This is a genomic window from Clostridia bacterium, from assembly GCA_012840125.1.
GTDB lineage: Bacteria > Bacillota > DULZ01 > DULZ01 > DULZ01 > DULZ01.
The window spans coordinates 42,283-57,335 of the sequence record DULZ01000078.1; the positions used below are offsets into that span (position 1 = coordinate 42,283).

The following is a 15,053-nucleotide window of genomic DNA, read 5'->3' on the forward strand; positions in this document are numbered from 1 at the left end:
TTCCCTGATGCCTGCCTTCCTAAATTCGTAAGTGGAAAAGCCATTTCCGGTCTTCCGGCCCCCTCGTTTTTCACAAACTTTTCCACCACCGGGGGAAAAGCTTATCCCCCGGACTCCTGCTTTCCTGATAACCCTCCATGGCGATATAGTAAGCCGGGTCAATACCGGTCAAATCTATGGGAACGTTTTTCATCAGACAATTCCGAATATTATGTAAAGAACCCTGCCGCCGGCTTCTTAGAGGTTGCGCCTTAAGGCCTTCCCTCCGGTCCTGTTTTCTTCCCCTCACCGGCGGCTCCCCTGTCCCTGCTACCGGCCCCTGAACTGGGGCTTCCTCTTTTCCACGAAAGCTCTCATGCCTTCTTTCTGATCTTCCGTAGCAAAAAGCAGGCTGAAACACTGGTGCTCGTACCGGAGACCGGCCTCCAAATCCATGCGCAGGCCTTCATTGATGGCGGCCTTGGCCATCCGCAGGGCAATGGCTCCCCGCTCGGCGATGCGCTTCGCCAGCTTCTCCGCTTCCGTGAAGAGTTCTTCCAGGGGCACCACTTTGTTCACCAGCCCGATGCGCCAGGCTTCCTCAGCGCTGAGGAAATCCCCGGTGAAGATCAACTCCTTCGCTAATCCGGCTCCGATTAAACGGGGCAGCCGCTGGGTGCCTCCCGCTCCGGGAATAATGCCCAGTTTGATTTCCGGCAACCCCAACTGGGCGTTATCCGCCGCGATCCGGATATCCGCCGCCAGGGCAAGCTCCAGCCCGCCACCGAGGGCATACCCGGCCATGACGGCAATCACCGGCTTGGGCAGGTTTTCAATGATGGCCAAGGCCCGGTGGGAAGGCTTATCCGCCATGGCCATCTCCACGGCCCCGGTTTCCACCATTTGCTTGATATCGGCCCCGGCAGCAAAAACCTTCGGGCCGCCGGTGATCAGCACCACCCGTACTTCCTCCCGGGCTCCCAGACTTGTTGCCGCCTCCGCCAGCTCTTGAAAGACCTGGTTGTTCAGGGCGTTGAGCACTTCAGGGCGGTTTAAGGTAATGATGCCGAGCCCTTCCTTGATATCCACTTTAATGGTCTGAAAATGCATCTTCTCTCCCTCCTCCGGCGCCTTACTCTTTTTTTCTGGTTTCACGAGCCGAATCCCTTCTGTCCCTCCCACAAATTTTGCATTTCTTACCAGCCGGTCCATGATCAAAAAACGGAGGGCATCCCGGGCACCGGTGGTCTCGGCTCAGGGGACGACAGTCATCCGGCCGGCCAAAAGCCGGCGCTAGATCACGCGCCGCCAGGCAACGCGGAGCACTAACCAGGTAAGCCAGGTGCTGCCTGCAGCGTAAATAATCCCGCCCAAGGCCCTGACCAGGAGATAGGGCCTGATCAGACCGGCGACGGTGCCGAACTCTAACCCGGCCACCCGGTGCAGGTATACCTGTAAAGCTCCGGCGGCTGCCAAGCCTCCTCCCATCACCAACAGCCCACCGTTGACCAGCAAAAACGACAGCCACAGGCCTTGCTGTTCTCTTTTGCTCACCTGCTGACCTTGCAGCATGATGTAAAGGCAAAGGCTCAGGGACAGCAAGCCGAACACCCCCGCTAGGGCCAGGTGGGAATGGGCCGAGGTGAGATAAGTGCCATGAAGCCAGCGATTGATACCCGGCACCGCCAGCACAAACCCCATGCACCCGGCGCCGGTGACATGATAAAAGGCACTAGCTCCCAAAAACGCCAAAGCGAGCCGTCCATTGGTGGGTAACTCCCGGAAGCCGCTCACCGCCAGGGTCTTCACGGTGGAGATGACTAAGAGAAGGATCGGGATCAGTTGGCCCCCGCTGAACACCAGCCCAATCGTGAGCCAGTAGGAGGGCAGGCCGATCCAGTAGTAATGATGGCCGGTGCTGAAGATACCGGTCATGACTACCAGAGCCAGCTCCAGGTAAATAACGGCCGCCAGGGTTTCCCGCCGCACCCGGGTCATGGTTAACAATAAAGCCGCGATGACGCCGGTGCCGGCCAATTCCAAGCTCATTTCCTCCCATAAATGCACCACCCAAAAACGCACCAAGTCATCCCGGGTTTGGTGTCCATATGATAATAAATTCGGGAAATAAAGGGGAACTAAAGAGCCGGTGCCCAGCAAAATGCTGATCAAGGTAGGACGTAATTTCGGCACCCCGGGGCCCAGGTAAGTGCGCAGGAGATTGTAAAACATAAGGGCAATGGTCACCAGCAGACCGGCTCTCAAAGGGCGCCAGGCTTCAAAATACTCCCTGCCTTCATTAATCCCCAAGGCCAGCGTGCCTAAAATAGCCAGGGAAACCACCGCCGTCAGCCAGAACTGGCCCCGGGCCAGCTTTTCGCTGTACAAATCCCGCCCGGCTTCCCCCGGGAAAAAGTAATAGACACCTCCCATCAATCCCAGTAAAGGCCAGAGCAGGCTTAGATTCAAGTGGATTGCTCTCCCGTTGGGAAAGGAGATGGGGCTGGGCAGGTCAGGAAATACCACATCCAAGGCCCCGGCGGTGGCCACCAACCCCTGCAACCCGAACAGCAGGACAGCCAGTAAGCAAAAAGGATACCCGGCTTTAGCCGTCTCATACCGGGGCACCTGGGATAATTGCGGTACGGGATGCCGTTTTTTCCGCCGCCACCTGCGGAGCAGCCAGGTCAACACAATACCCACCCCACGTTCACTTACCTGCGGGGGAAAGCAAAGGGGGCTGTAACGGCCAATTACCGGTCCTTTTGATCCCGGCCACAAACCGGAGAAAATGGGCGAGCAATTCCGTCTCCCTTTCACTCAAGTTCAGGTGCCTTTTTTCAACGGCTGCCGGCAGCAAGGGCGGGTCCCGGAAAAAGTCCTGCAGCCCCTCCGCACCGTACTTGATCCAAGCCTTGGTTAAATCAGGCCCGAAATAGCCCCCGTGTCCTAACACGGTGTGGCACTCCACACAAGCCTTTTCCTGCCATACCTGCTTGCCCAGCCGTACCGTCTCCGGAACGCCGGCCGGGTCCAGCTCATGCAGGGAATGGACCACCAGGCCGCCAAAGGCAGCAACGGTCACTGCCAATACCACCAGGAACAGAGTTAAGGAACCCCGCATCCACTTGCCTCCCCCGCCATGGATTGACTTCAGGTTACATTATTCCCTAAAGCAGGCAATTAATGCGGCCGCCAACTTTCGCAGACTGTGATTGAAATCACTGCCAACCCGGCCAAAAACAGGTATAATCTACTTAAGTATAGGAGGTGCGGAGGATGAATTTAATTGGTAACTGCCAGACCACGGCCATGGGCATCCTGCCCCATACGGATGTGCAGCAGGCGCTGGCGTTGGCCCTGTCCCTGGATATTCCTTTTTGGCCCCAACTGCCCCGGGTCAGCTACCTGGAAGACATGTACGTCCAAGCAGCCCACGGCTTTCCCGGGATTAGAATTGATGCAGCCGCCCGGACGGTGACCGTCGACACCGACGCCTTTTACGCGGAATTAGAGCACTATGTGGCCCACTTTGAAGACCCCGACTATTTCCGGTTGACTGAGGAGCAATCATTGGTCTACCATGCCTTCTTGGCCCAGGACTTGTCTAAATACACCTACATCCGGGGGCAGCTCATCGGCCCGGTGAGCTTTGGTTTGAAAATTATCGACCCTACTTTTACCCCTCTCATTTATCACGATGAAATGCGGCAGTTCTTATTCGACTTCTTTGCCAAAAAGATCACAGTACAGGTGGAAGAATTGCGCCGCCTTCATCCCCGGGCTTTCGTCTGGGTGGATGAACCGGGACTGGAAATGGTTTTTTCCGCTTACACCGGCTACCCGGCGGAACGAGCGAAACAAGATTACCTGGAGTTCTTGGCCAACATCCCCGGACCCAAAGGAGTGCACCTGTGCGGCAACCCGGACTGGTCCTTCCTCTTTGACCTGGACCTGGACATTATCTCCGCCGATTTCCTCCAGTGGGGCCACGTCATCACCCGCTACGCCGGGGAATTCCGCCGCTTCTTAGACCGGGGCGGCATTATCAGTTGGGGGATCACCCCCACTTTGACGGAGGAGTTAGAGGAACTGGACACTACCGTACTGCTGGACAAATTGGAAGAGATGTTTCACTACTTAGAAAGCAAGGGCATCGACCGGCAGCAGCTCCTGCGCCAGTCCTGGCTGGCTCCCGCCCGCTGCTGCCTCATCAACTTGGACGGCTATGCCACCGTGGAACGTTCCTTTGCCTGGTTGAAAGAATTGTCAGCCAGACTGCGGGATACCTACGGGCTGGCATAAAAAAACGCCCCGCTGTTGGGGCGTTTTGCTTTACGGGTGTCCCGTCAAGTGGCGCAGGGGTAAAAGGACGGCGTACTCCTCCAGGGTCAAAACCGTCTCCCAGCGACCGGTAGCCTTGGCCACCCCGATAGCCAGCAGGAAGAAACCTACCACCAGCCCGCCGAAAAGCCATGGGCGCACCGGTCTCCTCCTCCACCAGCGCACTTCCAGGCAGCCCTCCACCGGGCACGCCGCCACGCAGTCCAAGCAGCCGGTACATTCCGGGGACCTGACCGCTTGTTGGCCTGATACCTTTATGTCATAGGTACAAGCCCGGTCGCACTTGCCGCAGTGGATACAGCGCTCCCCATCCCGGTGAACCGCGGCTGGGCTGAACCAGCTGATGATGCCCAATAGGGCCCCGTAGGGGCAGAGAAACCGGCACCAGAAGTTCTTGATGAACAAGGACAGGATCAATAGAACCAGCAGCACTTTCGCCGTCAAAGGGCTTATACTTAAGAAAAAGTCCAGCATTTTAGCGTCGGCAATTTTGTAATAGGGACTGTTGATGAAACCCACTAAAGCCATCACCGGCATGTCGATGATAATAATTTTCACAAAAAAGAGCAGCAGCAAGTACTTGAGACCCAAGAGCGGGTAAGCCAACCACCGGGGTAGCCGCCACTGGGGCACGAACTGTTCCCCCACCCGGTGCACCCCTTCACAAATGGTCCCAATGGGACAGATCCAGCTGCAGAATGCTTTGCGAAACAACAAGGCTGTCAAAAGGACCGTGATGAAAATAGACAAGGCCGCCGGGTGAATGGGATCAAAAAAGCCCGTGGTCAACCACAACTTAAATGACACCAGTGCCCCGATGGGTAGGAAAGCTTCCACGATGGGAGGCCGGGGATGGAAGGGAGCCGTCCCCAGGGTGTCAAAATGCTGCACAAACAGGTAAAAACGATAACCGGCTGCTAAGAGAATAAGCCCCAGGCTAACCTGGACGGCATTGCGCACCAGCCTGAGCTGCCGCCTGTCCCAATCCTTTAACCTTTGCATGACCAAACCTCCTGCCGTTCTTACATAGCTCAGGCTCATTATAGACCACTTTTTTCCCGCAAGCTGTGTCCTGGATCACAGCCGGCGGGTTTCGGACAGGCCGGCGTCACCCGCCGGGCACACCACAGCCGGCGTCATCACCAGGTAATGCCGTAGCGCCGCATCTTCCGCAGCAGGGTGGTGCGATGTACCCCCAGGGCCCGGGCGCAGGTCTCCGGATCACCGTATTTCTTCAGGCTCCGGGTGAGAAATTCTTTTTCAAAACGGCTGACGGCTTGATTTAAACTGCCGTTTTCCCAGATATCAACCGGTTCCCACAAGGCGCCGCTTCCGGCCAGCTCCGTTTCCACTTGCCGGGGAGTAATCTGGACGGAGTCATAAAGGACGACGAGGCGTTCAATCACGTTCTTCAATTCCCGGATGTTGCCCGGCCATCCGTAATGGCGCAGCACCCGCAGCGCCTCCGGGGAAAATGTTTTGCCGGTCTTGTACTGCCCGTTGGCCTTTTCTAAAAAATAGCCGCTTAGGGCCTCAATATCCTCTACCCGGTCCCGCAAGGGAGGAATATGAATATGAAACACATTAAGGCGGTAAAAGAGATCGCGACGAAAAGTGCCCTCCCTGACCATTTGGGCCAGGTTCCTGTTGGTAGCAGCAATCACCCGCACATCCACTCTTTCGGCCCGGTGGCCTCCCAGGGGAATGATCTCTTTTTGCTCCAAGAGCCTTAGCAGTTTGACCTGGGAACCAAAGGGCAATTCCCCTATTTCATCTAAAAAGAGGGTGCCTCCGGCGGCGGTTTTCACCAACCCCGCCTTTCCCTTGGGATCCGCTCCGGTATAGGCACCCCCGGTATATCCAAACAATTGGGACTCCACCAGGTTTTCCGGCATCGCCCCCAGGTTAACCACCACAAAGGGCCCGTCTTTCCGCGGGCTCAACTCATGGATAGTGTGGGCGATTAACTCTTTCCCGACGCCGGATTCTCCCGTCACGATGACATTGGCCTCGCTGGCGGCGATCTTGGCCACCTTATCGACGACCTCTCCCATGACCGGGCTGTTAAAAACCATCTTTCCGAAGGTTCTATACTTGGGTTTGGCCGGGGACATGGCCCGCAGGCAATAACCATGTTCCTCCAGCAGCCGGACCAGAGTAATAACCATGGTAATTTTCCCGTCCTGGTTGTAGATGGGATTGCCGGTAACCAAGAGCTTCTTATTACTCCGCAGCAGCTGCTGGACAGTGGTCACCGGCTTTTTCTGCTCCAAAACCCTTAACGTCACTGACGGTCTAAAAAAGATGTTCTCCAATTCCCTCATGTGCCTACCCTTGACGTCCACCAGGGATATTCCCGTCAAATGCTCGTATTCTTTATTGACCCCTAAAGTATAAGCCTCGCCGTTGGTGAAATACATAGCCATGACCGGGTCGCTGCCGCCCTGTCCCTGCCCATGCGGAGCCAGATCCATCTTGTCCACCCCCTACCGCCTGCCCCAAATAAGTTTCGCCTTTGTCCACCACCGGGAAACACTTGGTAATCCCATCATAGCACCGGGTTTGCAGCCTTGTCAATTTAACTGTCCGAATATTCTTGCATAATGCAAGTTTGCTCTCCCGCTGTGCAAAAGTGCACAGGAGACGACGTAACCAGGCGCCCTTGCCGTGCCGGTTCCGGCCGCAAAGTTAAGCTTTCCCCGGGTTCCGGGCTCAGGCACGGCTTTTGCTATGTCCGGGTGAAAAACAGCAAGGAGGCATGCCCCATGTTGACAGCTCAGGAGTACTTGGAAAGCTTACGCCGATTAAAACCGGCGGTCTACCTGTTTGGCGAAAAGGTCGAGAATGTGGTAGACCATCCCATGATCCGGCCTTCCATTAACGCGGTAGCCAAAACCTACGAACTGGCGCAACAGCCGGAATACGAAGAACTAATGACGGTCGTTTCCAACCTCACCGGCAAACAAATCAACCGGTTTACCCACCTGCATCAAAGCACGGAAGACCTGGTCAAAAAAGTAAAAATGCTCCGGCTCATGGGACAAAAAACCGCTTCCTGTTTCCAGCGCTGCGTCGGCTTCGACGCTTTCAACGCCGTAGACAGCGTTACCAGGGAGATGGACGATCACTTGGGCACCGGTTATCACCGGCGTTTTCGCGCCTTCCTGCAATACGTGCAAGAACAAGACCTGGTGGTTGACGGCGCCATGACCGATCCCAAGGGGGACCGGAGCAAAAGACCCTCCCAGCAGGAAGATCCCGACTTGTACTTGCATGTGGTGGACCGGAATGACCGGGGCATTGTGGTGCGCGGCGCCAAAGTGCACCAGACCGGCGCTCTCAGTTCCCATGAGATCTTGGTCATGCCCACCGGAGCCATGCGGGAAGAAGACAGAGACTATGCGGTCTCCTTTGCCGTCCCCGCCGACAGCCCCGGCATCATCTATATCTACGGCCGGCAATCCTCGGATACGCGGAAGCTGGAAGGCGGCACCATCGACGTGGGAAACTGCCGCTACGGCGGCCATGAGTGCATGGTGGTTTTTGACGAGGTCTTTGTACCCTGGGAGAGAGTTTTCATGTGCGGGGAGTACCAGTTTGCGGGCCTAATGGTGGAGCGTTTTGCCGGGTACCACCGCCAGAGCTACGGCGGGTGCAAGGTCGGGGTCGGCGATGTACTGATCGGTGCTGCCGCCCAGGTGGCGGAGTACAACGGCACCGCTCAGGCGTCCCACATTAAAGAGAAATTGATTGAGATGATTCATTTAAATGAAACCCTCTACGCCTGCGGCATCGCCTGCTCCTGCCTCGGCCGGCCCACGGCCTCCGGCACCTATCTCATTGATTTGCTGCTGGCTAATGTATGCAAGCAAAACGTCACCCGCTTCCCCTATGAAATCGCCCGGCTGGCGGAAGATATTGCCGGCGGCTTAATGGTCACCATGCCTTCGGAAAAAGACCTGCGGCACCCGGAAGTGGGCAAGTATGTTGAAAAATACCTTAAAGGAGTATCCGGCGTACCCACGGAACACCGGCTCCGGATGCTGCGGCTGATTGAGAATATCACCCTCGGCACGGCAGCGGTGGGTTACCGCACGGAATCCATGCACGGAGCCGGGTCCCCCCAAGCCCAGCGGATCATGATTGCTCGCCAGTCGAACCTGGAACACAAAAAGCAATTGGCCCGGATCCTGGCGGGAATTGAAAAAGAATAACGGCATATGACAGGAAATTGTGGAAAGGTGGGATGTCCAGTGACCTGGAGAACTGAGTATGAAGCCAAGAAAGTGCCTGCCTCCCAGGCCTTGGAAGTGGTGCAATCAGGCCACCGGGTGGTCCTGGCTCATGCTTGCGGGGAATCCCCCACCCTGAGCGAGGCACTGTTTCAGAGAGGCCTCCGACTGGAGAACGTAGAGGTGGTCCACATGGTCGCCATGGGACCCGCCAAGTACTGCCGGCCGGAAGTAGCACAGCATTTTTTCCATAACTCCCTTTTTGCCGGCAGCACCACCCGCCAGGCCATCAATGAAGGACGGGCCAGCTTGGTTCCCTGCCATTTCTCGGAAATACCCAGGCTGTTCCGGGAAGGATATTTGCCGGTGGACGTGGCGCTGGTGCAGCTCTCCCCCCCTGACCGGCACGGTTTTATGAGCTTCGGCGTTTCGGTAGATTATACCAAGGTGGCAGCCCAGCATGCCAAGACCGTCATTGCCGCCGTCAACCCCAAGATGCCGCGCACCATGGGAGACGCCTTCATCCATGTATCCCAGGTGGACTACATTGTGGAGACGGAGGATGACTTGATTGAGCTGAGCCCCCCCGCCATCGGCCCGGTGGAAGAAGCCATCGGCCAACATGTGGCCTCCCTCATCCCGGACGGGGCTACGCTACAGCTCGGCATCGGCGCCATCCCCGATGCGGTACTCAAATTCCTGGCGAACAAACATGATTTAGGCATCCACACGGAGATGTTTTCCGACGGGGTGGTCCACCTAGTCGAAGCCGGCGTGATCACCAACCGGCGCAAGACCATCCACCGGGGGAAAATGATTGCCACCTTCCTCATGGGCACCCGCAAGCTTTACGACTTCGTGGACGACAACCCCATGGTGGAAATGCACACGGTGGATTATACCAACGATCCTCTGATCATTGCTCAAAACGACCAGATGATATCCATTAACTCCGCTCTCCAGGTAGACCTGACCGGGCAAGTCTGCGCCGATACCATTGGTTTTAGGCAGTACAGCGCCGTGGGGGGGCAGGTGGATTTCATCCGGGGCGCCAGCCGCTCCAGAGGAGGTAAGGGCATCATTGCCCTGCCCTCCACCGCCGCCGGCGGCCAGGTATCCCGCATCGTCAACAGCCTGACCGAAGGGGCCGCCGTCACCACTTCCCGCAACGATGTCCACTACGTGGTGACAGAATACGGGGTGGCGGATTTACGGGGCAAGAATCTCCGCCAGCGGGCCGAGGCCCTCATCAGTATCGCCCATCCCGACTTTCGGAAGGAACTCAGGGAGGAGGTGAAACAGAGGAGATATATTATCTTAAGCGCTTGATGTGGTTTGAAAACACGGAGGAATCATTAGAAAAAAAGGAGGAAAGGGTTTATGGAACTGTACTTTTTCGAATGCGGTATTTTGAAGAGCCAAAAACAGTACTTTACCGCCGGCCGCGGCCTCTTGGAGCCTTTCGATGTCCCGGTCCCCTTTTTCCTCATCAAACACCCGCAAGGCAACGTGCTCTTTGATACGGGCAATGCCCTGGAAGTAGCCATCGATAAACATAAGCACTGGGGCAGCATCGTGGCCGCCTATGACCCGGTGATGACGGAGGACCAGTGGGTAGTGAACCAGATCAAGAAAGCCGGCGTCCAACCGGAAGATATTAGCTGGGTGATCCTCTCCCATCTCCACTTGGACCATGCCGGCGGTGTAGGCCATTTCCCCAATGCCAAGTACGTGGTCCAGCGGGATGAATTGCATTTCGCCTATGTACCTGATTTCTACATGAAGGGCGCCTACATCCGGGCGGATTTTGACAAGGACGTGGATTGGTTTATCCTGGAAGGCTGGCGGGATGACAAGTTTGACCTCTTCGGAGACGGTAAAATCGTGATCTACTTCACCCCGGGACACACCCCAGGGCATCAATCCTTGCTGGTCAACCTGGAAGAAACGGGTCCCATGTTCCTCACCGGGGATTCCTGCTACACTTTGGAAAACCTCAATGAAGACGTGCTCCCCGGTCTGTGCTGGGGACCGACGGAGGCCGTCAACTCCATCCGCCGCATGCGTTACCTCCGGGACCAACTGGGAGTGAAAATTGTCACCGGCCATGACCCGGTAGGCTGGCAAGAGTTCAAGAAAGCACCGGAGTTTTACAAATAGCTTTTCCGGTCCATCCCGGCCCCACCGCCATAACAGAAAGGGCTGACTTCGGGTCAGCCTATTTTCCTTCCGCCGCCCTTCAGCCGGCATCGGTCTTCCCCAGCACCTATTACATTGGCAACAACATCATGATCAAAGGCATGCTCACCACACTGAGAGCCGTGGTGGCCACCACCGCCATCACGGCAAACTCGTAATCCTTGTCGTATCTCTGGGACAAAATGGCGCTCATGACCGCCGCCGGGCTGGCCGCCATGATCACTAGCACTCCCCTGACTTGCGGGGAAAGGGGCAGCAAACTCGTCATGCTCAAAACAATACACGGCAGCAGCACCAACCGGAGACCGATCACCAGCAGCAGTTTCTTGAGACGTTGGTACTGGCGGAAACCGCTCAAAACCATAAACTGCCCGATGGTGAACATGGCCAGCGCGGAAGTGGCATCCCCGAGCATCTTCACCGGCTGCAGCACGGGGCCGGGAATCTCGATGCCGGACAAAAGGACCAGCAACCCGGCCATAAAACCCACCAGGGGCGGTTCTTTGAACCGGCTGACCAGCGTCTCCCAGAAATTCTTACCTTTCACCCCGAGGAGACTGACGCCCACCGTATACATATACAGATTATGTACCTGGTCGTACAGGGCGCTCATCACCACCCCCGTGTTGCCAAAAACCATGTAGCTTAAGGGAATCCCCATAAAACCGGTATTCCCGAAAATAGAGGAGAAAACAACGACCCCGCCGGTCTTATCCCCCGGCGGTGTTTTACGCAAAAAGAAAAAAGCTACCAGGCAGGCTAAACCGCAATAGACAAATGCCACGCCGGCCATCACCAGGGCTTGCCGCAACACTTCCATCCCCGGCCCGGCAGCCAGGGAAGTAAAGATAAGGCAAGGTGAAGTCACGTTATATAACAAGGAAGAAAGTACCCCGTTGGTGTCAGCCGGCATCAGCCTGGCTTGCTTGGCTCCATAGCTCAAGATTAAAATACCAAACATTGCGACAATACTGGCGCTTAACTGTTCCATCTAAGTCATCCCGTCCCTGCTCCGTTGCCGTGATATGTTTAAACCGATTTCTATTCTATAGCAATTCCCTTGTTACCACAAGCCACATTTCTCCAGGATGCGGTATGCCGGCCGGGGGAAGGAGATGTACCAAAATGAAAAAGATTGTCTCAAAGGGACACCGGTGACTGGATCCCGGCAGGCAGTTTGCCGGCCGTACACCTTTCCCGTGCGCCAATTTCACACCAACCCGGGGATTGGCATGGGTTTTGCTTTGATGTTTGATCCAGCGCGACCGGTAAGACAACGGCAGCCGCTGCATCCTGTTAAGCCTCACCCGGCAAGGGATGAAGTAGGTATAACCGGTAGAGAGAGGAGGGGTAGGATGACGTCGCAGCTCAAGTCCGTAACGGTAAAAATGCCGGCGGTCATGTTGGAGCAAATCAAATTGATCGCCGGCAAAAGGGGCGAAACTCTATCGGAAACCATCCGGTACTTGATCAACCGAGGCTTGGAGGAGAGGATTTACGAACAGAATACGGCGCTCTTGCAACAGATCGTCCGCCGGGAAGTAGAAGCGGCAATCAAGTCTTATGTAATTTTCCCGTCTTTGGACAACACGGAAAAAACCCTGAGGGTGGTGGACCAGGTTTTCGACCGCCGCGTCAGCCTCAGCCGGGCCCGCAATCGCCAACCGGAGTACTAATAAAGGCCGCACCGCGCCATCCCCTACGAAGAAAGGCCCCGGGATGCTTTCCCAGGGCCTTTAGCTAAGCCTTATCCAATCACCGCCACGGCTTCAATTTCTACTCTTGCCCCCTTCGGCAAGTTGGCGGCTTGCACCGCAGACCGGGCCGGCGGCACGCCCTTAAAGAAGCCGGCATATACTTCGTTCATAGCCGCAAACTCGTTGATATCGGCCAGGAAGACCGTCGTCTTCACTACCCGGTCCAGGCCGCTGCCGGCGGCCTCCAGCACGCTTTGCAAGTTCAGCAGCGCCTGCCGGGTTTGGGCTTTGATGTCCCCTTCCAGGTTACCCGTTTGGGGATCTATGCCTAACTGCCCGGAAGTAAAGACAAAGTTGCCTACCTTCACCGCTTGGGAGTAAGGGCCGATAGCAGCCGGGGCCTTATCAGATATCACCGGTTGTTGCATCTTATTCCACCTCTTTTCCCGTTATTTATATCCCTAACCATTTTATTCTATCATTTTGATCCGATATTAGTAAAGAAAGGGAACATCCAGTGCCGGCTTTCCAGGTTTATGATGTCTTTCGGGCCGGCGTCAAATTCTGCCGGTTCCCGCCAACCGGCAGGTATTTTAAGGAAAGGTCGAGAATTTGTTTAGCTGGATAAATCAACGTTTAACGGTGATGACATGGAGTTTTTGATCACTACTTTTCAGCGCGCACTGGCTTTGCTGCTGCAGCCCTCCCCGGACATCTGGGCCGCTTGCTTAGTCAGCCTGCTGGTGGCTGCGGCAGCCATCGGGCTGGCCCTGGTTATCGGGGCTCCTTTGGGCGCCTATCTAGCCCTAAAGGTATGGCCCCGGCAAAACAAGACCAGAACAACCATACTGGGGAGCGCCATCGGGTGCCCGCCGGTTTTAATCGGCCTGGTGATCAGCCTCCTGTGCTGGCCCGGGCAGGGCCTTTTAGGCCAGGTGCCCCTGTTCCATACCCCTGCGGCCCTGGTGATCACCCACACCCTGGTTTGCTTGCCCATCATCGCCGGGTTTACCATGGCCGGCATTGACCGGCTCAGCCACCAGCTGGTCTTAAAGGGCCTGGCCTTGGGCGCCTCTCCGGGACAACTGGTACGGCTCATCTTGTGGGAAATCAGGTATGTCCTGGCGATGGCCGTCTTAGTCTCCGCCGGGCGCATCCTCTCCGAAGTAGGAGCCGCTTTGATGACCGGTGGGAGCATCCCCGGCTACACCCAGACCATGGCCACCGGCATCGCCCTGGCAACGGTGCAGGGAGACCCGGCAGTCGCCCTGGCCCTGGGAATGGTGCTCTTCCTTGCCGTCCTTTTATTCAGTGGCCTGCTCACCTGCATCAACCGCCGAGGGGTGAGACTATGAAGACAGTGATGGAAGTAAAGGACCTGCTGCTCCTGCAAGACCGGGATCCCCTGTTAAATATCCCCCACTTCCGGCTACAAGCCGGGGAAGTGCTGGGGATCATGGGGCCAAGCGGTTCAGGCAAGAGTATATTAATCAAAACCTTGGGACTGTTACATCCGCCTACCCAGGGCTCTATCATCCTTTTCGGGGAGACGGTGAATTACCGGCCTGCCCAACTGCTCCCTTTAAGGCGCAGGCTGGCCCTGGTGTTTCAAGAGCCGCTCCTCTTCGATGCAACGGTCTGGGACAATGTAGCCCTGGGGCTCAAACTGCGCAAGACCCCCAAAAGCTTGATCCGGGATAAAGTAGAAGAGTATTTGACCCTCTTAGGCATCGGCTCCCTGGCCCAGCGGCACCCGCAAAGCCTGTCCACCCTGGAAACTTGCCGGGTGAACCTGGCCCAGGGGCTGGTGCTGGAACCGGACATACTGCTTTTGGATGATCCCCTGGCTCCTCTGGATCAGGCTTCCCGGCTGAAATTGCTGGAAGAACTGGCGGAAATCATCCATCAAAAGCACCTCACCACCATCTACGCTACCAGTGACTACAGCGAGCTGTTTCTCATGGCCCATCGCGCCATGCTCCTTTACCGGGGCTCCGTTATTCAAGAGGGAACCGTGGGGGAGGTGATGGATTCCCCCCGGAGCGCCCAAGCAGCGTCCCTGGTGGGGGTGGACAATATCATCCCCGGTTACGTGGGCACCGTGTCGGAGGACGAGGTGGAGTTTCGGCCGCTGGGTACCGAACTGCGGCTGTACGGCACCCCCAGGGACTCCGGTCTGGACGAAGCCTACGCCCTCATTCGCTCCGAGGAAATCGAGCTGGACGTTTTTCCCGGTCCCCAGTGGAATGCTGTCGGCGGCACCGTCACCAGGGTGCACCCCCAAGGTACCCAGACCAAGATCCACCTGGACTGCGGGTTTCCCCTGGTAGTCACCCTGCCCAACCGGAAATTCTATTTCAAAAGGTACCAGCCGGGGCAGGAAGTGACCGCTGTTTTCGATCCCGCCCGTACCCTCATCGTGCGCAAGACCCCGAAATAAGGGGTCTTGCAGCGTGTTTACAAACTGGTCCTCTGGCGTTCGGTGTTAATCGCCGGCTGCAAGGAGCCCTATTTGGGGATGAGCTCGGTCGCTCTCGGACGCCTCCCATTCGCACCTTAAGGTGCTCAGAGGTCGGCGTTCTTCCTCGAGCTCCCTCGCTCT

At 56.6% G+C, this 15,053-nt stretch carries 14 protein-coding genes; 7 read left to right on the top strand and 7 right to left on the bottom strand.

Annotated features, from left to right (window positions below):
• Positions 1–309: 309 nt before the first annotated feature.
• From GXX34_09040 to GXX34_09050, 3 genes are all read right to left on the bottom strand, one after another.
• The gene (locus GXX34_09040; protein HHW07653.1) at positions 310–1,089 is read right to left on the bottom strand and encodes an enoyl-CoA hydratase/isomerase family protein; all 780 of its coding nucleotides are present in this window, start codon (positions 1,087–1,089) and stop codon (positions 310–312) included.
• Positions 1,090–1,272: 183 nt separating this feature from the next.
• Positions 1,273–2,682, bottom strand: a complete 1,410-nt coding sequence (locus tag GXX34_09045; GenBank protein ID HHW07654.1) for a nitric-oxide reductase — start codon at positions 2,680–2,682, stop codon at positions 1,273–1,275.
• Between the two features lie 7 nt (positions 2,683–2,689).
• Complete coding sequence (locus GXX34_09050; protein ID HHW07655.1) at positions 2,690–3,103, bottom strand: cytochrome C; 414 nt, start codon at positions 3,101–3,103, stop codon at positions 2,690–2,692.
• Positions 3,104–3,258: 155 nt separating this feature from the next.
• On the opposite strand from GXX34_09050, the gene GXX34_09055 reads away from it, so the two are divergent.
• Positions 3,259–4,284, top strand: a complete 1,026-nt coding sequence (locus GXX34_09055; GenBank protein HHW07656.1) for a hypothetical protein — start codon at positions 3,259–3,261, stop codon at positions 4,282–4,284.
• A 30-nt stretch (positions 4,285–4,314) separates the two neighbouring features.
• On the opposite strand, the gene GXX34_09060 is transcribed toward GXX34_09055, so the two are convergent.
• Positions 4,315–5,325 (bottom strand): 4Fe-4S binding protein, encoded by a 1,011-nt coding sequence (locus GXX34_09060; GenBank protein HHW07657.1) that lies wholly within the window; start codon positions 5,323–5,325, stop codon positions 4,315–4,317.
• A 137-nt stretch (positions 5,326–5,462) separates the two neighbouring features.
• Positions 5,463–6,797, bottom strand: coding sequence for a sigma 54-interacting transcriptional regulator (locus GXX34_09065; protein HHW07658.1), 1,335 nt, complete (start codon positions 6,795–6,797; stop codon positions 5,463–5,465).
• 291 nt (positions 6,798–7,088) lie between these two features.
• On the opposite strand from GXX34_09065, the gene GXX34_09070 reads away from it, so the two are divergent.
• From GXX34_09070 to GXX34_09080, 3 genes are read left to right on the top strand one after another with little or no spacing between them, the layout of a single operon-like run.
• Positions 7,089–8,537: a 4-hydroxybutyryl-CoA dehydratase gene (locus tag GXX34_09070; GenBank protein ID HHW07659.1), complete on the top strand. Its 1,449-nt coding sequence runs from the start codon at positions 7,089–7,091 to the stop codon at positions 8,535–8,537.
• 6 nt (positions 8,538–8,543) lie between these two features.
• Positions 8,544–9,884 carry an acetyl-CoA hydrolase/transferase family protein gene (locus GXX34_09075; GenBank protein HHW07660.1) on the top strand — a complete coding sequence of 447 codons (1,341 nt, stop codon included), beginning with the start codon at positions 8,544–8,546 and terminating at the stop codon, positions 9,882–9,884.
• A gap of 51 nt (positions 9,885–9,935) precedes the next feature.
• The gene (locus tag GXX34_09080; protein ID HHW07661.1) at positions 9,936–10,715 is read left to right on the top strand and encodes an N-acyl homoserine lactonase family protein; all 780 of its coding nucleotides are present in this window, start codon (positions 9,936–9,938) and stop codon (positions 10,713–10,715) included.
• Positions 10,716–10,824: 109 nt separating this feature from the next.
• On the opposite strand, the gene GXX34_09085 is transcribed toward GXX34_09080, so the two are convergent.
• Positions 10,825–11,745, bottom strand: coding sequence for an AEC family transporter (locus tag GXX34_09085; protein HHW07662.1), 921 nt, complete (start codon positions 11,743–11,745; stop codon positions 10,825–10,827).
• 364 nt (positions 11,746–12,109) lie between these two features.
• On the opposite strand from GXX34_09085, the gene GXX34_09090 reads away from it, so the two are divergent.
• A complete protein-coding gene (locus tag GXX34_09090; GenBank protein HHW07663.1) occupies positions 12,110–12,430 on the top strand; it encodes a hypothetical protein in 321 nt (106 codons plus the stop codon).
• A gap of 71 nt (positions 12,431–12,501) precedes the next feature.
• Here the strand turns inward: GXX34_09090 and GXX34_09095 are convergent, their stop codons facing one another.
• On the bottom strand, positions 12,502–12,879 hold the full coding sequence (locus GXX34_09095; protein HHW07664.1) for a RidA family protein: 378 nt from the start codon (positions 12,877–12,879) through the stop codon (positions 12,502–12,504).
• A 222-nt stretch (positions 12,880–13,101) separates the two neighbouring features.
• Here GXX34_09095 and GXX34_09100 point away from each other — a divergent pair, with 222 nt between their 5' ends.
• Together GXX34_09100 and GXX34_09105 are read left to right on the top strand one after the other, a co-directional pair.
• Positions 13,102–13,806, top strand: coding sequence for an ABC transporter permease (locus GXX34_09100; GenBank protein ID HHW07665.1), 705 nt, complete (start codon positions 13,102–13,104; stop codon positions 13,804–13,806).
• Complete coding sequence (locus GXX34_09105; GenBank protein ID HHW07666.1) at positions 13,803–14,891, top strand: ATP-binding cassette domain-containing protein; 1,089 nt, start codon at positions 13,803–13,805, stop codon at positions 14,889–14,891. Before GXX34_09100 ends, GXX34_09105 begins: the two co-directional genes overlap by 4 nt.
• The last annotated feature ends 162 nt before the right edge of the window (positions 14,892–15,053 follow it).

Excerpts from the sequence above, each read along its gene's own strand:
- GXX34_09040 (HHW07653.1), bottom strand. The coding sequence starts at position 1,089 with ATGCATTTTCAGACCATTAAAGTGGATATCAAGGAAGGGCTCGGCATC.
- GXX34_09050 (HHW07655.1), bottom strand. The coding sequence starts at position 3,103 with ATGCGGGGTTCCTTAACTCTGTTCCTGGTGGTATTGGCAGTGACCGTT.
- GXX34_09055 (HHW07656.1), top strand. The coding sequence starts at position 3,259 with ATGAATTTAATTGGTAACTGCCAGACCACGGCCATGGGCATCCTGCCC.
- GXX34_09060 (HHW07657.1), bottom strand. The coding sequence starts at position 5,325 with ATGCAAAGGTTAAAGGATTGGGACAGGCGGCAGCTCAGGCTGGTGCGC.
- GXX34_09065 (HHW07658.1), bottom strand. The coding sequence starts at position 6,797 with ATGGATCTGGCTCCGCATGGGCAGGGACAGGGCGGCAGCGACCCGGTC.
- GXX34_09070 (HHW07659.1), top strand. The coding sequence starts at position 7,089 with ATGTTGACAGCTCAGGAGTACTTGGAAAGCTTACGCCGATTAAAACCG.
- GXX34_09075 (HHW07660.1), top strand. The coding sequence starts at position 8,544 with ATGACAGGAAATTGTGGAAAGGTGGGATGTCCAGTGACCTGGAGAACT.
- GXX34_09080 (HHW07661.1), top strand. The coding sequence starts at position 9,936 with ATGGAACTGTACTTTTTCGAATGCGGTATTTTGAAGAGCCAAAAACAG.
- GXX34_09085 (HHW07662.1), bottom strand. The coding sequence starts at position 11,745 with ATGGAACAGTTAAGCGCCAGTATTGTCGCAATGTTTGGTATTTTAATC.
- GXX34_09090 (HHW07663.1), top strand. The coding sequence starts at position 12,110 with ATGACGTCGCAGCTCAAGTCCGTAACGGTAAAAATGCCGGCGGTCATG.
- GXX34_09095 (HHW07664.1), bottom strand. The coding sequence starts at position 12,879 with ATGCAACAACCGGTGATATCTGATAAGGCCCCGGCTGCTATCGGCCCT.
- GXX34_09100 (HHW07665.1), top strand. The coding sequence starts at position 13,102 with ATGGAGTTTTTGATCACTACTTTTCAGCGCGCACTGGCTTTGCTGCTG.
- GXX34_09105 (HHW07666.1), top strand. The coding sequence starts at position 13,803 with ATGAAGACAGTGATGGAAGTAAAGGACCTGCTGCTCCTGCAAGACCGG.